Below are 24,041 nucleotides of genomic sequence, written 5' to 3'. Positions count from 1 at the left end.
GAGCTTTAACTGTTGTTTATTATGCATTTTTTCAATAGGTTCTTTTTATTAAACGATCACTATTCAGCCCCTGATCAGGTTGCTAATTGGCGAATAAGTGCACTGCGCATTATTCTATCATTAGTAATGGTGTTATGTTTTGCTGTGGTGTGCCACACGTACGCAAGCGCTATTGAGTTTAACTTAATTTATATTGTTGTATTAACAAGCAGTTTTTTTGCGACTGTATGCGGTTTGCTTATAGCAAGTAAGCGTTTTTATCACTTCAGCGCTCATGTACTTTTAATAGCCATTGTAGCTGCTAGCGTGTCGATGAACTTATTTTTAACAGACCTAGAGCTTGCTAAAGTGGGCTCTATGTATATGTATTCCTGCCCAATAATCGCACTTATGCTACTTGGTTATAGAACAGCCCTTGCTTATGGCGTATTAAATATTGTACCGTTTTATATGATCATCAATAACGTTGATGTATCGGGCTTAACTGGCATTGCTCAACAACTTCCCGATGCCAGCTTATACATTACAGGGCTAATATTCTTATTTTTTAACATTTGTATTCCCCTTGCTGTGGCACGCACAATTGTGGCTGCTAAGCGTTTAAACAAAACAATGATAAGCGCTAATACACACCTTAAAGATAAAAATGAGCTTTATCGAAGCCTGTTCACCGAATCAAATAAAGCCAAAATTATTGTTGACGAAAACCTTGTCATTACTGATTTTAATCAACACGCTATTGATATGTTTGGTATAAAAAAAGAATTAAAAGAAGAGTGCGTTAACCTTTCTCATTTATTTCCTACTTTAGTTTTTGACGCCCCTAATGCTCAAAATAAAATTGTGAAGTACAAAAAAAGCTATTTTAAAGCCTGCTACCAGCAAATAACAATGAGTACAAACTACCGTGTATACGACTTTTACGATTGCACGCAAGAGCAGCTAATTAAACAAAATTTATCGATGATGGAACAAGAAAATAAACGTTTACGCTTTAGAGACTCGCAAACAAAACTACCTAATAGAGAATGGTTTGAGCTGCAATGCGACAGATTAACAAGCAAATACCAAAAAGGTTTTTTTATCGTTGTTACCCAAAGTGCAAATAGTGAATACTTAAATTTAAAGCTCACTAAAGCCGACTCTCAAGCATTACTTATTAACGCGTATAAGCGTTTAAAGGCGATGGCAGATGGGCCGTTGTTGTGTGCCCATATAGGAGTAGGAAAGCTTGCTTTTATAATTGGCGCAAACTCGCAAAACGAGCTTGAAGATAAGCTATTAATGCAAATAAAAAATACATTAGATAAAACTTATAATGTGTTTGGCACTAAGTGTCAGCAATCATTTTTATTTGGTTTTGCAAAGTATCCTGATCACGGAAAAAGCAGCACAACAGTACTTAGCAATGCGTGCGAAGCACTTAAAGTTGCAAACTGTAATATGCCTCTAAGTGGTTATAACGAAAAACAATCACAAGCTTTTATCGAAAAATACGAAATTTCGATGTTATTAGATGAAGCGCTTCAGCAGGGCGATTTGTCGGTACACTATCAACCTAAAGTAGATGCAACGGGTCAATGTATAGGGCTTGAAGCTTTAGCGCGTTGGAACAGTCCCATACTAGGTAATGTGTCGCCAGTGGTATTTATTCCTATTGCTGAAGAATACAGAATGGTCAGTAGATTAACCGATCTGATTATTCAAAAAGTCTGCGCACAAATTGCCAATTGGACTAAGGCGGGTTTACCGAGTGTGCCGGTGGCAATAAATATATCTCTAATTGATTTTAGCCAAACCGATTTCATGTCAAAACTGGTTAAATACCTTGCCGACTTTAACGTAAAGCCACCTCAAATAGAGTTAGAACTGACTGAAACCTCTCTTGAGGCAAACCAAGCGCATTCGCTAAAGCTTATGCAAACACTGCAATCGTGGGGTTTTACTATTTCGGTTGATGATTTTGGAGTGGGGTATTCTAATATTGCACGCCTTGCCGATTATCCTATTAACAAGCTTAAGTTAGATCGCTCATTAATCAGCCAAGTAACGAGCTCTACGCGTCAAAAAAGTTTAGTTAAAGCGGTGCACGTTATGTGTGAAGAGCTTGATATTAAGTGTGTAGCCGAAGGAGTAGAAACCCAAGAGCAAGTAGCAATAATGACGCAAATGGGGTGTAAAGAATTTCAGGGCTTTTACTTTGCGAAACCAATGCCAGCCGAAAATTTTGCAGAGCATGTTAGCCGCCATGGCTTAGTGTTTAACCCCAAAGAGATGACGGCTCAACTTTAAATGTATAGCAGGTATTTTATTACCTAATTACAAAGCTGTTGGGCGTTTATAGTTATTTCACACTGATGAATAACTCCTGCTCCCCAATGCTGTATATCTGATTGAGCGGTACAGCCTGCATCTTCAATTAAAGCAGTATTGGCATCACATAAAAGTAGCACTGCGTTATCATCTTGTACGTTCACGATAAGCGTGTATTCCCCAAAAGGTGCAAGTTTGCTTAAATCGTTATTAACAGCAGCTTTTAACAATTCATCAGTTGTTGAATAGGATGTTTCACTAAATTTTAATGTGCCATCAACGGCTGTAGCAATATCTTTTAATTGTGAGGCTAAGTCGGCCATCACTTCTGGATTGTTGTTTTTAGGAGTGTAGCAACCGCTAAGTAATACCATGAGGCTTATACAAAGTAAGTGTTTCATTTTATTTGCTCCATACCGTCATCGTGTTGTGTTCATCGTAGCCTGTATCTAGGTTCCAATTTTTAATTGCACTGTAATCAGTATCTAAAAATACGGCATTGGCAATAATGGTTATGTAGTGCTGAATGTTACTAACGGCAAAGTCAAAAATATCGTTGTAATGCATAGGCTCGTGCGGCGTTTTTAGTTGTTCAATAAAAGTGGGGTCTACTTCGTTTGGGCGAGGATAAAACAAGCCTAAATCAGCAGCAACATGGCGTGCACAGGCAAATAATCGATAACTTTCTTCAACGTTATTTACCACAAGCTGAAAACCGTTATGCCATGAATTAAAGTTAGGAGCGTGTTGTGCTGCGTAGCTTGGGTGAACCGTTAATAAAGCATGTTGCCAAATTTTTGCAATATCGGTATCAAAATTATCGTCTTTGTTAGTACAAGATCCAATATTTTGTTGCACGCGGTCAGCATAACCTAACTCACCTAAGTTTAAACGTTGCCAAATAAACGCGTCTTGATTCATTTCGCAGGTACGGTGCGCCGTTTGGTTTTGCTCATACGGGCCTACTTTTAATTCAACAACCGGATGCACCGTTATATCCGCAGCAACATGGGCCATATAACCGCATAACCAAGCAAAACATTTCTCAAATGCTTCACCTTTAAGTGTTTTACAGTGTTCAATCATGGCTTTAAGTAAATCGCCTGTGTGCTCATAGTGCATTAGGTCGGCCCACGCATTTTGGCCAGGCTGCGCTACAGCTAAGTAAGGATAATCGGGGGCTACACAGCCTAGTTCAAGGTATGCTTGGCGTTGGCTTAAAATAAGCTTTGCTTTTTTAGGCATATCCATTTTAGCGAGTGATTTGGTTTGCGTTGCAATATTAACGGCAGTGATGTGCGCAAAAGCACCTGGCATTGTCATATCCTTATGATTTATTAATAAGGGTACAGATTAACATTGAGAGGGGGTTAAATAAAGCCAACTAAATGCAAGTATAGCGGGGTAAACACCTATTAAATTAGCTGCTCAACTAATTGGCCATTCTCGTATAATTTAGCATGTTGACGTTTATGTTCTTCAAATAGGTAAGCTCTTAGTTGCTCTTGACCGCTATGGATTTGCGTTATTTTAGCGGCTATACCTTGCGTGCTTTGCCTTACGGGTTCTATTTCCATCGAAATACTTTGTTTGTTAGGCAAAATAAATTCCATGTGCTGCGATTTATTTAAATGGTTACCTTTTCTGAGGGGTTTTAAAAACATCCCCGTGTTTGATATTGATTCAATTTTAAACCCTTGGCTTTTAATATTTAGCTCACTCCAGCGCCAACTACGCAGTGTGCCTTGTGTGTCTATTACTTCGGGGGCGGTTAAAATAGGTTTGATTATACCGGCGCTATCAATTTTTAAGTCCAACGGAAACCATAACTGATAGTGTGCAACTTCTGCGAGCAGGGTTAAATTAGCGCTACTAAGTAAGTGAGCAATATTGGCTGGTACTGAACTTTGTAACGTTAAAACGTGACTGTTGTGCGCATGTGACTTTTTATTAGGCTTAAATAACTCAGCAAAAAAATTTATCTCTTCATTAGAAAAGTCCATATTTCACCCCAGTTACATAAAATAATTCACCACCGTAATTTAAACAATAAGATTGGTCAATAAATGCCCCGTTTAAATTTGTTTAGATAATATTTACAAAGACAAAAGGGCAAACTAAACAATGTATTTAAATGCAGTGCTTAACCCGAACGTTTTTCAGAGACTTGAATTATTTAACATTTACAAAAATATATTTAGGCGCCAGTGGCTAGCTGTTAAACTACAGCACATTAGTTTTATTATTTATATTAGAGTTTACATTATGATATGTGCATTTTTACGTGATCAACAGCCGAAGTTACTGGGTATGGTAGTGGCATTGGTCGGTGCAGGATTTTCAATAAATGCAGTGGCTCAAGAGCAAAGCCAAACTTTAATTTTAGTGGGGTCAGAGCTTACTACCTGTACTAGCGCCAAGCTCAATAATTGCCAAAAAGAGGCTGTTATTGATGGTAAGTCACATAATTTATATACACTTAGCAGCTCTCAAATAAAAAACATCGCGCAGCATTGGCCTAATAATAATGTTGAGGCAAAAACGGCTGTATTAAAAACACTTAAAACCATACAAAGTAAATCGTCAAATAGCTTATCAAAAACAGATTTACTCTGGCAGTGGCGCGATATAAATAATCAGCAATTAGAAAGTCTAACTCAGCAAGAGTACAACTTTGTATTTGATATGCTAGAAGTACCGCTACTTGATAAAAACGGTGAGCGTTTAAAAGAGCAAGTAAATACCGATTTTAATAATGAGGTTGCGACTAATAATATTTTACAATTTGTGTCGGGCAGTTTAAAAGTTAATAACGCAAAACCAACCATGCTTGCTATTACGGCTTCGAGCCGCGACCCTTATGAGTCGGCAGATGTAGCGCAAAGTCTTTTGGCACAATCAAATATAAACACTCAATGGTTAGCACTAACGCCAGCGCTTGCTAAAGCGATTACGAGTAACTCGTGCGATGAATTACCAGCGCTTAGAAATACATTAATGAATGTGTATAACCGTGAAGTGATTTATCCCGATCGCACAAAGGCCGAATACGCTTTATGTAAAAGTGGCACTAATGCACTTGTATCACTTATTAAAAGCAGTACCGGCGTTATGTTTAATGATGGTGATGCGGCTTTAACACATAAGGTATTATTTGATCCAAACAATAACCCATACCCGTGGACGCAAGCATTGCAAACTCGCCCAGTAATTGTAGGTGAAGGAGCAGGCGCAGCAATCCAAAGTAAAGTGACGAGCATGCTTACAAATACGACAAGCCTTGAGGCACTTCGTAAAAGTGAAAATAACACTAATGCTGGTGGGCTGGGCAGTTTTAACTTTGGCGTACTAGATACTCAATTTAGCGAACAAAACCGTACATTTAGGCTCACAGCAGCGCTAAATAAAAACGAAGTAAAAAGTACTAAAACAGAAATTCAACATGGATTTGGTATTGATGAAAATACAGCCTTAGTTGCTATTAAATCGCCAGAAGGTAGTTTAATAACCGTAATAGGCAAAAGTGGTGTAGTGCATTTGGCTAACCAAGGAAAAGCCCAACCTGAGAGTAAGAGCTATAGCTACTCGTACTGGCCTAAAAGCAGTGTAATTGAAATTACCAATAATACGTTTACCTTAAGCGCACGCACAATAGATGAAGCGTTACCCGCTATAAAAATACCTCCATTGCCAGTGCAGCGTTTTGGCTCAATTTTAACAAATTCAAAACTGCGTTCACTTACTCAAGCGATGTGCCTAAGCCAAGAGCAAAGTGCGGTAGCCCAACAAGACGAGTTTATAATTAGCCTTACAGCAACGAGTGACACACAGTATCATCGCATCAATGCAAAAGAGTTTGGTTGTGCGCTAAGCAATTTAGAGTTAGCTATAAAGTCGATTTAGTGACTAACCTGAGCCAAGGGTTTAAGTTTTTGGCTCTTCTATATAAAATAGCCACCATAATGATTTAAAAGCCTTACTAAAAGAGTGTTAAAATGAATAAAGAAAATGATGTAATTTCTAGTCTAGCCGAATTAGAAAGCTTTTTATTAAATGTAGAAAACGGCGGTCTTGGCCTTAAGGGTGTTTCGGGCGTTGGTATGGCAACAAACAATAGTGATGGTAGTCGTTTTGTAGCCGTGTTTGACGATAATCAAAAATTACTTTTAGCGCGCGGTATTACAGAAGATGTATTCCAAACCGGGCAAGACATGGTACGTAATGGTGTAGGGCGCAAGCACTAGTACTTTAATAAAAAAGCGCTTAGAGCGCTTTTTTATTTTAATTTCAATAAAATTGAAATTAAATGGCTTAATATAGATTCCACAAAGGCCACTTCAAGGTAATAACATTTAAATACAACCCACTCAAAAACTACAAGACTTACTAGGTAAATTCGTTTTATTAAGTGTGCTTTGATAAATAAGATAGTGCTACGGATAAATTGTAGAATCAAAACAGATGGATTTTGGCTATATTTTGAAGAGAAGTTTAACTTATTGATATAGAGGGAGTTTATACCAATTCGCTTAATTAAGTGATCTATTTTTAGGATGGAAAAACGTGTTGATAGCTAGGCAAAAAATTCGCTATTTAGTTGTTCTAAATGAGAATTTTTTAACACAGGTAGCGACACGTTTAGCCCCGCAAAATGATTAAGTATTATTGCGGATTGGTATTAATGGTCGGTATGGAGAGATTCGAACTCTCGACCCCTGCCACCCCATGACAGTGCGCTACCAAGCTGCGCTACATACCGACGTTGTTTGCAATAGTACGTGTATTTTTTTAAAAATCAATAAGCGATTGTTTGTTTGGGTGTTTATTACGCAAGAGGCCTAAAAAGGCGCCCTTGCGGTGTATTAATTAGCTAGTCTTTATTTAACCACTTTTTGATCGAGTCATACATCTCATCTCGTATTAATGGCTGAGCTTTTTTGTTAGGGTGTAAACTATCGTTTTGCATTAGATCAGATTGGCTGGCAATATCTAGCATAAAAAAGTTCATTAAATGCGCATTTGTTTCTTCGCTAACGCGCGAAAAAGTGTCAGTAAACATTTTGCTATAACGCGGACCATAATTAGGGGGAATGTAAATCTCCATTAAGGCGGTCATCGCATTAGCTGCTTGGCTTTTTTGAATAAGAGACGTTAAGTTAGTTTGCATTTTTTTAACTGGAAAACCACGTAAACCGTCATTAGCACCTAGCTCAATAAGTACATGAGTGGGTTCGTATTGCTCAAGCAATGCATCTAAACGGCGTAGGGCTCCACCAGATGTTTCGCCACTAATACTGGCGTTGATAAGTTCAATGTCGGCTTGTTCGTCATCGTATTTATCTTGTAACAATTTTACCCAGCCTTCTTCTTGTTGAAGTCCGTAGGCTGCGCTTAAACTGTCACCGAGTATTAAAATCGTGTTGTCGGCTGCTGCGCTCAGCGGTTTGATAACTAAAAATAAAATGAATACTAAACGAAGGATTGAATGAGTCATATGTCAGCGCTTTCTCAATTAAATATAATTCAGGTTAATGGTTTGTCTAAAGTAGTCTCTACCTTTGAAGGTGAGCTGCCCATCCTCAGCGACATCAGCTTTAATGTCAAGCATGGCGAGTCTGTTGCTATTGTTGGCACGTCGGGCTCTGGTAAATCTACGTTACTCAGTTTATTAGCAGGGCTGGACACCGCCAGCAGCGGTGAAATATTTTTAGATGGTGAACCATTACACAATTTAGATGAAGAAGAGCGTGCTGCACTGCGCGCGGCTAAAATTGGATTTGTATTTCAATCGTTTATGTTAGTACAAAGCTTAACGGCACTAGAAAACGTTATGCTGCCAGCAGAGCTCGCTGGTGAAAGTGATGCAAAAGAGCAAGCAATTGCATTACTTGAAAAAGTAGGCTTGAGCCATCGAATTGATCATTACCCGTCGCAACTCTCTGGCGGTGAACAGCAACGTGTTGCTATTGCGCGAGCATTTATTGGTACACCTAAAATACTATTTGCTGATGAGCCTTCGGCTAATTTAGACAGCAAAAACGGTAAAATGATTGAATCCTTATTATTTGATTTAAACACGCAACACGGCACCACGCTTATTTTGGTTACTCACGATGAAGGGCTTGCACAAAAATGTGAGCACATTATTCAAATAGAAGCGGGCTTACTGGTAAAAAGCCAAGTAGAGGACATTGCTAATGTGGGTTAAGTTAGCGCTTAAGTTATTTTCGCGAGAATTTCGCCGTGGTGAGCTCACGGTTATAAGCGCAGCTATCGCCCTTGCTGTTTTAACCGTGCTTACACTGTCTATGGTTACTGAGCGGATAGGGCAAAGTATTGCGCAAAAAAGCAGTGCTTTTATTGCTGCAGACCGTGTACTTGCAAGCGACCATGTTCTGGACACTGCTTTTATTACTCAAGCACAGAGCCAAAATTTAAAAACGGCGCAAATGGTGTATTTCGACACTATGTTGTTTGCCGATGATGAAATGCAGTTTAGCTCAGTAAAAGCAGCATCTAATGCGTACCCGCTAAAAGGGCAGTTAAAAGTTAAAGATACCCTAACCGGTGAAACTAAAGTTGCTAATAGCGGACCAACGCCTGGTAATGTGTGGCTAAGCGAGTCGGTATTTTACAGTTTAAATATTGATATAGGCGCGCAAGTAGAGCTTGGCGCTGCATTATTTAATGTTTCAAAAGTTATTGTAGAAGAGCCTGACGCGCCATTTAATGTATTTTCGAGCAGCCGTCGTGTGCTTATTAATATTGACGATGTGGCAAAAACCGAAGTTGTGCAGCCGGGTAGTCGTGTTTATTACCGCCAACTTTATGCAGGCAGTGAGGCCGACATAAATAGCTTTTACGAGTGGCTTAAACCACAAATGAAAGAAAACCAACAATGGTATGGCGTTAAAGACCGCCAATCACCCATTTCAAACAGCTTAAACCGCGCTGAGAGCTTTTTATTACTTGCTGGTTTACTGGGCATTATTTTGGCAGCAGTGGCTATAGCTGTTTCAGCAAAACGTTATTGTGAACGCCAATACGACCCAGTAGCGATGATGAAAACGCTCGGCGGTAGCCGCTCAATGATCCGCAAAATATACATGCTTCATTTATTGCTTGTATGTGCAATGGCGGTAAGTATAGGGCTGTTAATTGGTTATGGCTTGCAAGAAATAGCAACAAGTTACTTATCAAAAAGTATGGGCACAGAGTTACCCTTAGGTGGCTTTAAACCTTGGCTGGTGGCTATAAGCACTGGCGTAATTTGTGCTGTTATGTTTTCTATTAAACCGTTATTTGATTTATTTGATATTCCACCGCTTAGAGTACTGCGCCGTAACTTAGGTGACAAGTTGGCAGTAAGTCGTGTGCATTTAGGTATGAGTGCGCTAACCGTGTTTTTATTAATGTGGTTATTTAGCAACAACATAAAAATAACGCTTATTTTGTTTATATCAACACTTGCGCTAATTGGTGTGCTGTTTTTAGTATCTAAATTAATATTTGGTGGTGGTCGAAAACTAGGATTAAAGCCAGGTAATAGTTGGTCGCTTGCAATTGCATCTATCCAAAAGCGTGCAAATGTGAACGCGGTACAGTTAATTAGTTTTTCGTTAGCGATTAAATTACTGCTGTTTTTAGTGGTACTTAAAAACGACATGATATCTGATTGGCAGTCGCAACTTCCAAGCGACGCGCCTAATGCGTTTCTAGTCAATATTACACAAAATGAGCTTGAGCCAATTAATGAGTATTTGGCACAAAAAGATATTCAGGTATCAGAGTTTTATCCAACTATTCGTGGGCGCGTAAATGCTGTGAACGGCGAGTTGGTAGCGCGTTCTGTATCGCTGCAAGACAACGAGAAAAAAGACGAAGAAGCACGTGCAGGTATTGGTCGTGAGCTAAATCTTACATGGCTTAAAGATGTGCCTGATCAAAATGAAGTAACACAAGGTACGTGGTTTGGTGAGAATGCGATGGCTGAGGCTTCAGTAGAGGAGTCGATGCTTGAGCGTTTAGATGTTGAGATAGGCGATACGCTTACATTTTTAATTGGTTCGCAGTCGTTCGACGCTAAAATCACCAGTGTGCGCAAAGTAAATTGGGCCACGCTTAAACCTAACTTTTTTATTATTTTAAGCCCGGATGTACTTGCAGATTTTCCGGCGACGTATATTTCGTCGGTACGTATAAACCCAGATCAAAAACGTGACTTTAGCCAGTTATTACGTACTTACCCTACTATTACAGCGATTGATATTGATAACTTTGTTAAGCAAATACAAACAACTATTTCGCAAGTATCGCTCGCCATTGGCTTCGTACTTGCAATTGTAGTGCTGTGTGGCGCGCTTGTACTTATATCGCAAGTGCAAGCTAGTTTAGGTGAGCGTATGCAAGAAATTGTAATACTGCGAACGCTTGGGGCTAAAAGCCGATTAATTAAAAACGCGACCCTGTATGAGTTTTTATTACTAGGCGGTTTAGCTGGTTTAGTGGCTGCATTTTTTAGTGATATAGCGCTTTTGATTGTGCAGCAACAAATGTTTGATTTAGCAGGTAAGTTACACCCACATATATGGATTATAGGTCCGGTAGCTGGCGGCGTATTTGTGGCTGGTTTAGGTTATTTAATGATTGCCCGAACACTTAAACAAAACACCCAAGGATTAGTGCGTGCCCTAGGGTAAGCTTAAACTAACATGTTCCTGTAAATGCCCACCTAGTACGTGGGCATTTTTGTTTTTCTTTGTACTGGTAATTTATACAGTGCTCTGGCATTATTAGCGTAATTTAAAAATAATAACAATGGAGCGCTGTTTGGCCATTATTTTAGGGATCGATCCTGGTTCACGTTTGACCGGATATGGCGTTGTTGCCCACCAAGGTTCTAAATTTACATATTTAGGCAGTGGTTGTATTAAGTTAGCAGATCATCCTTTTCCGGTTAGGCTTAAAATGATCTATCAAGGCATTACACAGCTTATTGAGCAGTTTTCACCAGAAACCTTTGCCATTGAAAAAGTATTTATGGCGCACAACCCCGATTCAGCTTTAAAACTAGGCCAAGCTAGAGGCGCTGCGATTGTGGGCGCTGCGATGGCCGACTTACCTGTATTTGAATACTCAGCTAGGCAAATTAAGCAAGCAGTAGTAGGCAACGGTGGCGCAGATAAAACACAAGTGCAACACATGGTAAAAAATATTTTAAAACTACCCGGTACGCCACAGGCCGATGCAGCTGATGCACTCGCTATTGCGATTTGCCACGCCCACTCAGAACAAAATTTAATTAAACTAGCGGGCAGCGCAAGCAAAACCGTTAGAGGACGTTTAAGGAAATAATTATGATAGGCCGCTTAAATGGTATTTTAGTCGAAAAACAGCCACCAGAAATATTACTCGAAGTAAGTGGTGTAGGTTACGAAGTACAAATGCCAATGACCTGTTTTTACGATTTACCAAAAATTGGTGAAAACGCGATTGTTTACACTCACTTTGTAGTGCGTGAAGATGCTCAACTATTATTTGGTTTTAATAATAAAGTTGAACGTGCCTTGTTTAGAGAGCTTTTAAAAGCAAATGGCGTAGGGCCAAAACTTGGCTTAGCTATTTTATCGGGCATGTCGGCAAAACAATTTGTAAGTTGTGTAAATAACGAAGACTCAACATCGCTTGTTAAATTACCCGGTGTAGGTAAAAAAACAGCCGAGCGTTTAGTACTCGAAATGAAAGACAGACTAAAAGATTGGGGTAATGATTTATTTACGCCATTTAGCGACAGCGCAGTAATAGAGCCAATGAGCGATGCGACAATTGCTAATAATGCAGCGGATGATGCCGTATCGGCACTGCTTGCATTAGGTTATAAATTGCCACAAGCTCAAAAAGCAGTAAAATCGATAAGTAAACCCGATATGTCTACTGAGGTTCTTATTAGAGAATCTTTAAAATCTATGTTGTGAGTAACCCATGATTGAAGCGGATCGCTTAATTGATGCGACTGAAAAAACAAATGAAGACTCTATAGATCGTGCAATCAGACCAAAACTTTTAGCCGACTACAGAGGCCAGCCTCATGTTAAGCAGCAAATGGAAATTTTTATTGAAGCTGCCCGAACCCGTGGTGAAGCGCTCGATCATTTATTAATATTTGGCCCACCTGGGCTTGGTAAAACCACGCTTGCAAATATTGTAGCCAATGAATTACACGTAAGTATTAAAACAACATCAGGCCCTGTACTTGAAAAAGCAGGCGATTTAGCTGCTCTACTTACTAATTTAGAAGAAGGCGATGTACTGTTTATCGATGAAATACACAGGCTAAGCCCGCAAGTTGAAGAAATACTATATCCCGCAATGGAAGACTACCAGCTTGATATAATGATTGGTGAAGGCCCAGCTGCGCGTTCTATTAAATTAGACTTACCTGCATTTACACTTATTGGTGCAACCACACGAGCAGGCTCGCTTACATCGCCACTGCGTGACCGTTTTGGAATTGTGCAGCGATTAGAGTTTTATTCTGTAGAAGATTTATCGCACATAGTAGGGCGTTCAGCGCATTACCTTGATTTAGAAATGTGTGACGATGGCGCTACCGAAATTGCCCAGCGCTCACGCGGCACACCACGTATTGCAAACCGCTTATTGCGCCGTGTACGCGATTACACTCAAGTAAAATCTGACGGCACAGTAAACGCCGATGTAGCTAAGCAAGCCCTTGATATGATTGACGTAGATAAAAGTGGTTTTGATTATATGGACCGCAAATATTTACTCGCCATAATCGAAAAATTTATGGGCGGCCCAGTAGGGCTCGACAATGTAGCGGCTGCTATTGGTGAAGAGCGCGAAACAATAGAAGATGTAATAGAGCCATTTTTAATCCAGCAAGGATTTATTCAGCGTACTCCACGCGGGCGCATAGTGTCTGACAGTGCATATCATCACTTTGGTTTACTTCCTAAAAAAGACTAGCCTATATACTTTACTTGCTGTGGTTTATTGCGCAGCAGGTAATTGTCTCAGTATCCCTTTGTTTCAAATTATTATACCCAAAACCTCAACACTCTGTTGCAAATGTTATTTCAAAATACTAATACGCTTTATAGTTAACTGTTAATTCACAGGGCGTTAAGACTCGCGAAGCTATCCTGCGTACCATTCAAACTAGTAAGCGAATTACTTATTGTAAATTAGGTAGGGCAATTATTAGTTTATAAATAAAATATGTAGCGCACTAAATTGCAGGCAAAAAAAAGCCCGCAAAAAATGCGGGCAAACAACAAGTTGAAGGAAGTAATCCAGGGGAACTACGTTTTACTAAATTTGGTTTTATCCAGAAAGAGTAAAACAATGTAATACGATAAAATATCCTATTACTAAGAACTTGGCTTAATGAAACTATCTCATTCAGTGCGCTAGCTCGGTATGGGAGAATAATACGTAAGTTTACTTTTTTGTTCAAACTAGAAAATTTGTATTTTCAGATTAGAAAAACTAATTTAGTGAATTTTATTGTTGTTTGAATCTTGTGCGTTAATTAATCGTTAAATTTATAAGTTTATGAAATTTATAACTTAAGTAATTTATTTCGTTATAGCTCGGTATTAGTTTTACTATTACGTACAGGTGAGGCTTATAGGTTTTGAGTGTTTATGCTCTTATTTTGAATAAACGGCGCATTTTATGACGTTTCATGTATATATTTACGCATATTTATAGTTAGCGAGTTTGTTTAAAAGTTTAAATAAAATACTGAGGCAAAGGGAAATGCCAGCTAAAGCTGTTTTTTAACGTTTTTTGTTGCCTATTCATAGCAATACCGTTGTCAGCTTGAAATGGACTAGATACACTAGATGCAACTTTTGGCCGTGTAAGCGGTCATATTTACACAAATTAACCAATTTGCCGTATTTTGAAATTATTTAGGAGTTTAACATGGGATCAGGGCTTAATTTTTTAGATCTAATTTTAGAAGCAAGTTTGCTTGTTCAATTAGTAATGTTAGGGCTAGTTGCCATGTCTGTAATGTCGTGGACAATTATATTTCAACGTAAAAAAGCAATATCGGATGCGCTAATAAATGCTAAGAAATTTGAGCAAAAGTTTTGGTCGGGTATTGATTTAAGCAAATTATATAACGAGATATCGTCACGCAGCGGTCAGTCTCAAGGGATTGAAGCTTTGTTTACTTCGGGCTTTAAAGAGTTTGCTCGCCATAAAAAGAATACATTTCAAAGTGCGAGTATTGTTATGGAAGGAACGCACCGCTCTATGCGTGTTGCGCTTTCTCGTGAAATTGAAAAAATGGAATCTAGCCTATCGTTTTTAGCAACAGTAGGTTCTATAAGTCCGTACATCGGTTTGTTTGGTACAGTGTGGGGTATAATGAATGCCTTTATTGCACTAGGTGAAGTTAAGCAAGCTACATTACAAATGGTAGCACCTGGTATTGCAGAGGCACTTATTGCCACTGCTATGGGTTTATTTGCGGCGATCCCTGCTGTTATTGCTTATAACCGTTTTTCAAACAGTGTTGAAAAGCTTGAGTCTCACTATATTAACTTTATGGAAGAGTTTGCTAATATTTTACACCGTCAAGCAGCTACACAAATAGAGGCACAAGCGAATGTATCAGCGTAAAAAGCGCCGTCCGGTCGCAGAGATTAATGTAGTACCTTACATTGATGTAATGTTGGTACTACTTATAATATTTATGGCTACAGCACCGCTTATAACGCATGGTGTAAAAGTTGATTTACCTAAAATGGAAGAGTCTGATTTAGTTGATACTAAAGATACTCCGCCTATTATTGCCTCAATAGATGCACAAGGTAAATATTACGTGAGTGTAGGTACAGATCCAGAAGAGCCTATGGAAGCACTTGATGTTGCGGCGGTTATAAAATTACAGCTAATGAAAAACCCTGACGTGCCGGTAATGATTAAAGGCTCGGGTAAGGTGTCGTATCAAGAAGTATTATTACTAATGGATTTTTTGAAAAATGCAGGCGTACCATCAGTAGGATTAATGACTGAATCCTTTGAGGGGAAGTAGCTGTATGAATAGTTCAGTAGTAAAATCAATAGTACTTCATTTAGGGATTGGTGGATTTTTGTATGCTTCTGCAAATATTCATCCGCCAACACCTAAAGTAATGGAAGTAACGCTTAATTCGGCTATACCTACGCCAGATAAAGCGGTATCAGCCGTTACAGTTGATCAAAAACAAGTTGAGCAAAAAATTGCTGAGCTTCAAAAGAAAGAAAAAGATAAAAAAAGTGCTGAAGATAAACGTATCCGTGATTTAGAACGCAGAGCGGCCAATGCACGCAAGCAACGCGAATCAGAAGCACGTAATATTAAAAAGCTAGAGCAAGAGCGTAAAGCTAAAGAGAAAGAAAAAGCGCAAGCCGAGGCAGAAGCTAAAAAAGCACGTGCCATTGAGCAAAAAGAGCGTGCTAAAGCTAAGCAAGCCGAAAAGCAAAAGCAAGAAGCTGAAAACGCAGCAAAAGCAGCAGCTGACAAACGCAAAGCTGAAGAAGAAGCGCTTAAAAAAGCAGAAGCTGAGCGCAAAAAGCGTGAAGAGGAAGCAAAAGAGCGTGCTGCTGAGGCCGAACGTAAACGCCAGCAAGCAATGCAAGAGCAAATGTTACAAGAGCAACTTGCCAAAGAGCAGGCTGTCCGTAGTAAAATACGTCAGCAACAAGTGGTGAGCGAAGTTGATAAGTACCGTGCATTAATTATGGCGCGTATTCAGCAAAACTTACTGATTGATGAAAAAATGAAAAACCAACAGTGCCGAGTTAATATTCGTTTGGGCTTTAATGGTTTAGTAACGCAAGTTAAATCATTAGGTGGCGACAAGTTAGTATGTGAAGCTGCATTAAGAGCAGTGCGCATGGCTGACACATTACCGGTATCTAAAGATAAAGACGTATTCGAAAAACTTAAGAATATTAATTTAACAATCAAGCCAGAATTTTAAAGGAATGATATGTTCAACAAAATAAAAATAGCCTGTTTAGTTTTACTGTTTGGGTTTACGGGTGTTGCTAATGCAGCGCTTGAAATTGTAATAACAGAAGGTGTAGACGGTGCAAGGCCTATTGCTATTGTACCTTTTAAATACCAAGGTGTTGGTCCAATCCCTGAAAAGCTAAGTGGTGTTATTGCTGCCGATTTAATGCGCAGTGGTAAGTTTAAACCTGTTGATGTGGCGCAAATGCCGCAACAGCCAAGTAAAGATGGCGAAATTGATTATGCGTCTTGGGTTAATAAAGGTGTTGAAGCTGTTCTTGTTGGTGAGGTTGAACAACAAACTGATGGGCGTTATTTAGTTCGTTATGAGTTAGTTGATGTGATTCGCGGCCAAATTACCGGTGGCAATACGCAAATGATGAGTAACGGTAAGTTAGTTAAAAGCCAAGATCATATTTTAGAAGCGCGTGAAAGTGTTATTGGCGAGAGTGGTTTTCGTCGTTATTCACACCGCATTAGTGATGTTATTTATGAAAAGCTAACGGGTGAAAAGGGCGCGTTTTTAACTAAAATTGCCTATGTAATAGTACGTGATAACGAGGCTAAACCTTATCAGCTAGTCGTTGCTGATTACGATGGTTTTAACGAACAGGTATTACTTCGTTCAAAAGAACCATTAATGTCGCCAGCATGGTCACCAAATGGTACTAAACTAGCGTATGTAACGTTTGAAAACCGTCAAAGCCAAATTTACATTCAAGATATATACACAGGTAAGCGTGAAATAATAGCAAGCTACCGTGGTATTAATGGTGCACCGCAGTTTTCGCCAGATGGTAAAAAGCTATTATTAGTGCTTTCTAAGGATAAGACGGGTGCGACAGAAGTTTACATGCTTGACCTTGCTACACGTAAAGAAACACGCTTAACAAATCATCGTAGCATAGATACTGAGCCATCTTGGTACCCTAATGGCCAAGATATTGTGTTTACATCTGAAAGGGGTGGTAATGCTCAGATTTATAAGTTAAATTTAAAAACAGGTAGGTCACAACGACTCACCTTTGATGGTGATATGAACCTTGCTGGTTCTATAACACCAGATGGAAAAGAATTAGTGATGGTTAACCGTACCAACGGGCAGTACCATCTTGCTAAGAAAGAGCTGGCTACAGGTGCGTTTCAAGTATTAACGAGAACACGCCTAGATGAATCACCGAGCATAGCGCCAAATGGTTCGATGATTATATACAGCACGCTCCATAATAATAAACAGGTACTTGCGCTAGTATCGATGGACGGCCGATTTAAAGCACGGTTACCTGTGCTAGACGGACAAGTAAAGGCACCAGCTTGGTCGCCATACTTACAGTAATATTACTGGTTTACTCAAAATAGGAATCTACTCAATGCAACTTAACAAAATACTTAAAGGCCTGCTAATTGCTGTGCCAGTAATGACATTAGCAGCTTGTAGCTCATCTTCTGATATTGATGAAGGTGCTGCAAACCAATCAAATCAAGGCGTTGTTGAGCAATCAACTAACACTGATACAGTTGAAGTAGCTACAATCTCTCCTGAGCAACAAGCAGAAGAGCAACTTCGTCAAAAGTACGAAGCACTTCGTCAAGAGCAAGTAATTTACTTTGACTTTGATAAAGCGACTGTTGAAGGTAAGTACGCTGATTTACTTCGTGCACATGCTGAGTTTTTAGTTCAAAACCCATCAGTTAAAGTACTAATTGAAGGCCACGCAGATGAGCGCGGTACTCCAGAGTACAACATTGCACTAGGTGAGCACCGTGGCCAAGCAGTTGAAAAATACCTATTAAGCTTAGGTGTTTCAGCTAGCCAAATGTCAGTGGTAAGCTACGGTGAAGAGAAGCCAATGGTTAAATCTCGCACTGAATCAGCTTTCGCTAAAAACCGCCGTGCGGTACTAGTTTACTAAGATAAGAGATATTATGAAGCCGAAAATTATTTTGGCAGCCATGATATTGAGCGGGAGCACCCAGTTAATGGCTGCTCCCGCTCCTGTTTCAGAAGCTGCAAGTTCACAATCAAGTATTGAGAAGCGATTAGCGTCGCTTGAGAATATGATGCAGTCGCGTAACTTTTTACAAGTAGAGTTACAGCAACAACTTAACTTGTTACAAGACGAAGTAAGTCAAATTCGCGGTGTAACTGAAGAGCAAAGCTACAAACTTGAAAAAGTACTGCAGCGTCAGCGTGAGTTGTATCAAGAGATTGAAAACCGCGTGAGCCAGGCTTATACACAGCCAACAGCAGCTCCAGTAGTCGATCAGGCGCAGCCAAACGATGCACAGAGCTACAGCAGTGACTTATCTGAAAATGAAGCGTACGAGCGTGCTGTTGCGCTAATAATGAAAGATAAACGTTATGATCAAGCGATTCCTGAATTTCAAACGTTTTTAACTACCTATCCAAACTCTGTATATGCGTCTAACGCGCATTATTGGTTAGGGCAGTTGCTTACTATTAAAAATGATGGCGTAAAAGCGGTAGAGCATTTTAAAGTGGTTGTTAACGAATTTCCCAATTCTAATAAACGCCCTGATGCAATGCTAAAGTTAGGCACACTTTTACAAGATCAAGGTTCAGCGGCGCAAGCACAAAAAATATTGAGCGATCTTATCAATCAATACCCAAGTACTACCGCTGCAAAACTAGCAACTGATCGTTTGGGAAACTAAAGTTCACCAGCGATTAAATTTCTAGTTAAGGCATGCAAACTACATGGAAACTCTCGAAGAATCTTGGATTTGCATGTAGTTTGAGCACAAACGGTTTAATTTTGTGCATCTAGACATAAAAACTTAAAAAAAGAGACAATTTCGGTTGCACTCATTTTATAAATAAGTATTATAAGCGCCCGCAGCAAACGAATGGTTACCCCACTCGAAATGCGACAAAAAGAGCGGGTTATTAGCTCAGTTGGTAGAGCAGTTGACTTTTAATCAATTGGTCGATGGTTCAAATCCATCATAACCCACCATTCTTTGAATGGTCTTTTATCGGCGGATTTACGTACAATACTAAGTTGTTATAAAACGCAACGTCAGAGCGGGTCATTAGCTCAGTTGGTAGAGCAGTTGACTTTTAATCAATTGGTCGATGGTTCAAATCCATCATGACCCACCATTCTTTATTCCTTGTGAATACGGTTTGGCATCAATCGGCGGATTTACGTAAGCTTCATTCTAATTGAATAAGTGCATAGAGCGGGTTATTAGCTCAGTTGGTAGAGCAGTTGACTTTTAATCAATTGGTCGATGGTTCAAATCCATCATAACCCACCATTCTATGACAGTTTAATCGGCGGATTTACGCAAGCTTTTTACAAAGCAGATTTATATTAGAGCGGGTCATTAGCTCAGTTGGTAGAGCAGTTGACTTTTAATCAATTGGTCGATGGTTCAAATCCATCATGACCCACCACTCTCTAATACTTTCCTTTATATTCTTTTGTAATTTCCCACTTTATTTTTTATAAACAGCCTTACTAGTTTGCTGTTATTTGCTTTCATATTCTCGTATAATTCGCCCTAATTAATGCACTGTAGATAAGTGGTCGAGAACATGAGTCTAGCTCAAACTATTATGCCTGAAGGTTATATTTTTCCCCCTAAGCCAGCACCGTTAACACAAGACGAGCAAGGCGAATATAAAGCGCGTATAAAACAATTACTAAAAGATAAAAATGCAGTACTTGTTGCCCATTATTATACCGATCCTGAAATTCAAGCACTTGCTGAAGAAACCGGCGGCTGCGTTGCCGACTCGCTAGAAATGGCGCGTTTTGGCGCACGTCACGACGCAGATATGATTATTGTTGCTGGCGTAAAATTTATGGGCGAAACAGCCAAAATTTTAACGCCAAATAAAACGGTTGTTATGCCAACGCTTGAAGCAACATGTTCGTTAGATATTGGTTGCCCGATAGACGAGTTCTCTGCGTTTTGCGATCAGCACCCAGATCGTAAAGTCGTTGTATATGCAAACACGTCTACGGCTGTTAAAGCACGTGCAGATTGGATTGTAACTTCATCATGTGCACTTGAAATAGTAGAGCACCTCGATGAGCAAGGCGAAAAAATCATTTGGGGCCCAGATAAGCACCTTGGTAGTTATATTCAAAAAAATACCGGTGCTGATATGCTTATGTGGAATGGCGCATGTATTGTACATGACGAGTTTAAAACAAAAGCACTTAAAGACATGAAAGCGCTACACCCAGATGCAGGCGTATTAGTTCATCCTGAGTCACCAGCAGAAATAGTTGCTCTTGCCGATTCGGTTGGATCTACGAGCCAATTAATCAAAGCAGCGCAAACAATGGACAATAAAAAGTTTATTGTAGCAACCGATCGCGGCATCTTTTATAAAATGCAGCAACTATGTCCAGATAAAGAGTTTTTTGCGGCTCCTACGGCAGGTGAGGGCGCTTCATGTAAAAGTTGCGCACATTGCCCTTGGATGGCAATGAATGGCTTAAAAGCGATTGAGGAAGCCCTCATAAGTCCTAAAGGCAAAGAAGTATTCGTTGATATGGATTTACGCGAAGGCGCACTTAAATCCTTAAATCGCATGCTTGAGTTTACTGCGAGCATGGCTAAATAACTTTTAAATTATAAATTAAAAACGGTTAAGTCTTAGATTTAGCCGTTTTTTTGTGCCTATAGGTATGTGTTGCTTGATTAATAAGCATTTAAAGGCCCAAATTTAAAAATGCCTTGCACCTTAAGGGTCTATTTCATACTATAGCGCGCTGTTGCATTACACAATTGCAGCACCGTGGAGGGATGGCTGAGTGGCTGAAGGCGCACGCCTGGAAAGTGTGTTTAGGTTTATCCCTAACGAGGGTTCGAATCCCTCTCCCTCCACCATTATTCTTAGAGCCCAGTTATTAATATCGAAAGGTAACAATAACTGGGTTTTTTAATGCCTTCAGTATGACTAATTATTTACTAAGCAAAGTGTCGATAACATGCCGACAAGTTCATGTTTTTCGATTGGTTTTGAAACGTAACCATCAAATAATTGCCTGTATATTTCTTTTTGTTCTGTAAAAACATTAGCAGTTAATGCAATAACAATTTGTTCGCTATTAAGCGCCTTAATTTTTTTACATGCCTGAAGACCATCCATTTTTGGCATTTGAATGTCCATAAAAATAATGTCTGGTTTGTGTAACTCGTATAATGAAATCGCTTCTAAACCATTGTTGGCAATAATAATGGTGGCTTTAGTTGGTTCAAGCATCGCAGCTGCAACAAGCTGATTTATTTTATTATCTTCAGCTAATAAAATAATTTTTCCAGATAGGTCAGGAAACTCACTATTTTTGGTTGTTAATGTGCTGTCATCCACCTGCGCTTGTTTTAATGGTAAGTACACATAAAACTGACTCCCTGAACCTAACTGGCTTGTTACTTTAATTTCGCCATTCATAAGGCCTATTAATGATTTAGTGATGGGTAAGCCAAGGCCCGTACCACCATATTCACGCGTGGTTGATTGCTCAGCTTGTTCAAAGCGCTCAAACAATCGATCAATTGCTTGCTCAGAAATTCCAATCCCCGTGTCTGATATACAACAACATATTCTGCTTTCGTCGGTTAGCCTAAAGGTTACTGTAACGCCACCTTGAGATGTAAACTTAATCGCGTTAGATATTAGATTTAAAAATACCTGTCTGAGTCTAACTGGGTCGCCCACCCAATGCTTGTGCTCAATATCAATCACAAATTTAAGGTAAATGTTTTTATCTGTTGCTTGTACACCTAAGTCTGACTCTAAGTGATGAATAAGTTCAAAAAAATCAAAAGGCTTATTCTCTAATGAGAGCTTGCCAGCCTCTATTTTAGAAAAATCAAGAATATCGTTAATAATGGTGGTGAGTGCTCGAGTTGAATACAGTGATTTTTTTAAATACTCTTTTGATTTTTCATTAAGCGGTTGTTCTTGTAATAGTTGTAATGTGCCAAGTATACCGTTCATCGGGGTTCGTATTTCGTGGCTCATATTTGCTAAAAACTCAGACTTAGCCTGCGATGCTTGCTCAGCAAGTTCTTTTGAGTGACCAAGGGCTTGCTCGTGGTCAATTTGTTCTGTTAAATCGTAAGCAATACCTAAGTAGCCAACGGTGTCTCCTTCGTTATTTAACAACGAAGTGACACTTAAATTAACTTGTATTTGCTCGCCTGTAGAAGAAATATATGTCCATTGATTAATATCTGGCTCTGTTGCTGTTGCTTTTAAGATAAAGACTTCAAAACCAGGGGGTACAGGTTTATTTAATTCAGCACTAAGTAGTTTAGCCTTTTTTATAATTTCTTCTTTTAAATGAAATATGCTTGGGTCTTTAATACCAATAACATCTTGCGCTTTGTAGCCTAATAACTTTTCTGAGGCGGGATTAAATAGAGTGATTAAGCCGTTTGTGTCGGTCGCTATAATTGAATAACTAGCACTGTTTAAAATACTTTGTTGGAGCATGCTCATATCGGCTATTTCTTGCGTACGTTGTTTAACTTCGCTTTCTAGTTTTAAATTTGCTTGCTGTAATGCGAGTTTATTTTTTTTAGCCTGAAGTGTTTTTCTCTTAATTCTTTGGTTTCTTCTAAAAATAAACAATTGCATTAAAAAAACTACAAACATACAGCCAATAGTGGCGAAAGAGCCATTAACAATGGCTTGATACCGACTAGGGAGATGAAGGTTATAAATAAAGGCGTCTGAGGCATCAATGGTAATTTTCCACGTTCTACCCATTAATTTTATAATTTTAGTTAATTGATAATCGTTAGTTTTGCTTTTTATGCCATAACTAAAAAAATCAGTCTCAGTCTCAGTATCGTTATTTATATCACTTATCGTTAGTTGATTTTCATCAAGGTGTGAAAGTGAGTCTAAAATTTTATCAATTAACAACGGCGAATATGCCCAACCTAAAAGCTCATTAAGGCGCTGTTTTTTATTATCAGAAATAGTAATGGTTTTATATATTGGCACTAATATTAAAAAGCCTTGTTGCGAGAGTTTATTCGCTTGTACTAAAGTCAGTGGCGCCGTTAATTGGGTTGTATTATTTATGGCAGCATTTAGTGCTGCCTGTTTGCGCATGCTCTCAGATCCAATATCTAATCCAATTGCTTGTAAGTTTTTTTGCTCAGGAAAAATATATTGAATTATAAAATGCTCATCACTAGTCGCTACGAGTGTATTCAAATTAAATGTCTGATCGGGTCTATCGTTTTTTGCATCATTCAAAAATTTATTTAATTGCTCAACGCCAACTTTTTTTATATAGCCAATACCATTAGCTCCAGGGAATTCTTTAGCGTAGTTACGGCCCCCAGAGTAGTTAGTTATGGCTTGATAGTTTAAGTTATTTGCACCTATCCCATGTACAAAGCCCTTTAAACCAAATAGCCCATATTGATACAAATCGAGCCTACTGTTAATACCTGTAGAAAGCGATGATAGGCGGTTATCAAGCGCATTGTTTATTTTATTTTTTATGGCTTCTTGGTGTTTAATATGAGCAAAGTAGGTAAGTATAATGCCCGCAACTAATAAAATGACGTGAGGAAGCAGTGAGATTAATAACCCTTTATTAACCGGTCGTGCTTGAATCATTAATTAATCCTTTTTCATGAGTCGCAGTAAGTGTGTTTCTATTTTAATAACGTGATAAATATAGCACTT

At 39.0% G+C, this 24,041-nt stretch carries 20 protein-coding genes and 6 tRNA genes; 20 read left to right on the top strand and 6 right to left on the bottom strand.

Translation table 11 applies throughout. From position 1 onward, the window contains the following. The first annotated feature begins 21 nt into the window (after window positions 1–21). Entirely contained in the window at window positions 22–2,292 is a 2,271-nt protein-coding gene (locus I6E69_RS08825; protein WP_082007375.1) for an EAL domain-containing protein, read from the top strand. A gap of 23 nt (window positions 2,293–2,315) precedes the next feature. Here I6E69_RS08825 and I6E69_RS08820 read toward each other — a convergent pair whose 3' ends face one another. The 3 genes from I6E69_RS08820 to I6E69_RS08810 form a co-directional block, all read right to left on the bottom strand. Beyond that, complete coding sequence (locus tag I6E69_RS08820; protein ID WP_197121065.1) at window positions 2,316–2,714, bottom strand: hypothetical protein; 399 nt, start codon at window positions 2,712–2,714, stop codon at window positions 2,316–2,318. 1 nt (window position 2,715) lies between these two features. Then, window positions 2,716–3,630 carry a zinc dependent phospholipase C family protein gene (locus tag I6E69_RS08815; protein WP_138488833.1) on the bottom strand — a complete coding sequence of 305 codons (915 nt, stop codon included), beginning with the start codon at window positions 3,628–3,630 and terminating at the stop codon, window positions 2,716–2,718. A 98-nt stretch (window positions 3,631–3,728) separates the two neighbouring features. After that, on the bottom strand, window positions 3,729–4,316 hold the full coding sequence (locus I6E69_RS08810; protein WP_197121064.1) for a hypothetical protein: 588 nt from the start codon (window positions 4,314–4,316) through the stop codon (window positions 3,729–3,731). A 262-nt stretch (window positions 4,317–4,578) separates the two neighbouring features. On the opposite strand from I6E69_RS08810, the gene I6E69_RS08805 reads away from it, so the two are divergent. Both I6E69_RS08805 and I6E69_RS08800 read left to right on the top strand, forming a co-directional pair. Then, entirely contained in the window at window positions 4,579–6,216 is a 1,638-nt protein-coding gene (locus tag I6E69_RS08805) for a cyanophycinase (RefSeq protein ID WP_197121063.1), read from the top strand. 92 nt (window positions 6,217–6,308) lie between these two features. Continuing rightward, window positions 6,309–6,557, top strand: coding sequence for a hypothetical protein (locus tag I6E69_RS08800; RefSeq protein ID WP_024596835.1), 249 nt, complete (start codon window positions 6,309–6,311; stop codon window positions 6,555–6,557). Window positions 6,558–6,995: 438 nt separating this feature from the next. Here I6E69_RS08800 and I6E69_RS08795 read toward each other — a convergent pair. Both I6E69_RS08795 and I6E69_RS08790 read right to left on the bottom strand, forming a co-directional pair. After that, window positions 6,996–7,072, bottom strand: a tRNA-Pro gene (locus I6E69_RS08795). A 111-nt stretch (window positions 7,073–7,183) separates the two neighbouring features. Beyond that, window positions 7,184–7,807: an arylesterase gene (locus I6E69_RS08790; RefSeq protein WP_002960656.1), complete on the bottom strand. Its 624-nt coding sequence runs from the start codon at window positions 7,805–7,807 to the stop codon at window positions 7,184–7,186. On the opposite strand from I6E69_RS08790, the gene I6E69_RS08785 reads away from it, so the two are divergent. The 17 genes from I6E69_RS08785 to I6E69_RS08705 all read left to right on the top strand — a co-directional run bounded on the left by I6E69_RS08785 (window position 7,808) and on the right by I6E69_RS08705 (window position 21,217). Then, window positions 7,808–8,521, top strand: coding sequence for an ABC transporter ATP-binding protein (locus tag I6E69_RS08785; protein WP_002960653.1), 714 nt, complete (start codon window positions 7,808–7,810; stop codon window positions 8,519–8,521). After that, window positions 8,511–11,012: an ABC transporter permease gene (locus I6E69_RS08780; protein ID WP_002960651.1), complete on the top strand. Its 2,502-nt coding sequence runs from the start codon at window positions 8,511–8,513 to the stop codon at window positions 11,010–11,012. The genes I6E69_RS08785 and I6E69_RS08780 overlap by 11 nt, the downstream gene beginning before the upstream one ends. A gap of 130 nt (window positions 11,013–11,142) precedes the next feature. Then, window positions 11,143–11,667 carry a crossover junction endodeoxyribonuclease RuvC gene (ruvC, locus tag I6E69_RS08775; RefSeq protein WP_002960649.1) on the top strand — a complete coding sequence of 175 codons (525 nt, stop codon included), beginning with the start codon at window positions 11,143–11,145 and terminating at the stop codon, window positions 11,665–11,667. A gap of 2 nt (window positions 11,668–11,669) precedes the next feature. Next, window positions 11,670–12,287, top strand: a complete 618-nt coding sequence (gene ruvA, locus I6E69_RS08770) for a Holliday junction branch migration protein RuvA (protein WP_002960647.1) — start codon at window positions 11,670–11,672, stop codon at window positions 12,285–12,287. A 7-nt stretch (window positions 12,288–12,294) separates the two neighbouring features. Further along, a complete protein-coding gene (ruvB, locus tag I6E69_RS08765) occupies window positions 12,295–13,302 on the top strand; it encodes a Holliday junction branch migration DNA helicase RuvB (RefSeq protein ID WP_039490135.1) in 1,008 nt (335 codons plus the stop codon). A gap of 963 nt (window positions 13,303–14,265) precedes the next feature. Further along, complete coding sequence (gene tolQ / locus I6E69_RS08760) at window positions 14,266–14,970, top strand: protein TolQ (RefSeq protein WP_002960643.1); 705 nt, start codon at window positions 14,266–14,268, stop codon at window positions 14,968–14,970. After that, complete coding sequence (tolR, locus tag I6E69_RS08755) at window positions 14,957–15,385, top strand: protein TolR (protein WP_002960641.1); 429 nt, start codon at window positions 14,957–14,959, stop codon at window positions 15,383–15,385. Before tolQ ends, tolR begins: the two co-directional genes overlap by 14 nt. A gap of 4 nt (window positions 15,386–15,389) precedes the next feature. Beyond that, window positions 15,390–16,316 (top strand): cell envelope integrity protein TolA, encoded by a 927-nt coding sequence (gene tolA / locus I6E69_RS08750; RefSeq protein ID WP_197121062.1) that lies wholly within the window; start codon window positions 15,390–15,392, stop codon window positions 16,314–16,316. Between the two features lie 9 nt (window positions 16,317–16,325). Continuing rightward, window positions 16,326–17,684: a Tol-Pal system beta propeller repeat protein TolB gene (gene tolB, locus I6E69_RS08745; RefSeq protein WP_182738125.1), complete on the top strand. Its 1,359-nt coding sequence runs from the start codon at window positions 16,326–16,328 to the stop codon at window positions 17,682–17,684. A gap of 34 nt (window positions 17,685–17,718) precedes the next feature. Then, window positions 17,719–18,261, top strand: coding sequence for a peptidoglycan-associated lipoprotein Pal (pal, locus tag I6E69_RS08740; RefSeq protein ID WP_002960636.1), 543 nt, complete (start codon window positions 17,719–17,721; stop codon window positions 18,259–18,261). A gap of 13 nt (window positions 18,262–18,274) precedes the next feature. Then, window positions 18,275–19,024, top strand: a complete 750-nt coding sequence (ybgF, locus tag I6E69_RS08735; RefSeq protein ID WP_033021320.1) for a tol-pal system protein YbgF — start codon at window positions 18,275–18,277, stop codon at window positions 19,022–19,024. A 226-nt stretch (window positions 19,025–19,250) separates the two neighbouring features. Continuing rightward, window positions 19,251–19,326 (top strand) — tRNA-Lys (locus tag I6E69_RS08730). A 70-nt stretch (window positions 19,327–19,396) separates the two neighbouring features. After that, window positions 19,397–19,472 (top strand) — tRNA-Lys (locus tag I6E69_RS08725). Window positions 19,473–19,554: 82 nt separating this feature from the next. Continuing rightward, window positions 19,555–19,630: transfer RNA gene (locus tag I6E69_RS08720), tRNA-Lys, on the top strand. Between the two features lie 63 nt (window positions 19,631–19,693). Beyond that, a tRNA-Lys gene (locus I6E69_RS08715) sits at window positions 19,694–19,769 on the top strand. 141 nt (window positions 19,770–19,910) lie between these two features. Continuing rightward, window positions 19,911–20,951 carry a quinolinate synthase NadA gene (nadA, locus tag I6E69_RS08710; RefSeq protein WP_002962419.1) on the top strand — a complete coding sequence of 347 codons (1,041 nt, stop codon included), beginning with the start codon at window positions 19,911–19,913 and terminating at the stop codon, window positions 20,949–20,951. Between the two features lie 176 nt (window positions 20,952–21,127). Then, a tRNA-Ser gene (locus tag I6E69_RS08705) sits at window positions 21,128–21,217 on the top strand. A gap of 70 nt (window positions 21,218–21,287) precedes the next feature. Here the strand turns inward: I6E69_RS08705 and I6E69_RS08700 are convergent. After that, entirely contained in the window at window positions 21,288–23,972 is a 2,685-nt protein-coding gene (locus I6E69_RS08700) for a CHASE domain-containing protein (protein ID WP_197121061.1), read from the bottom strand. Window positions 23,973–24,041 lie beyond the last annotated feature (69 nt).

The organism is Pseudoalteromonas sp. NZS100, assembly GCF_015864815.1.
In the GTDB taxonomy this organism is placed as follows: domain Bacteria; phylum Pseudomonadota; class Gammaproteobacteria; order Enterobacterales; family Alteromonadaceae; genus Pseudoalteromonas; species Pseudoalteromonas distincta.
Note: the sequence above shows the minus strand (reverse complement) of the source record. Positions and strands in the feature narration are given on the sequence as shown.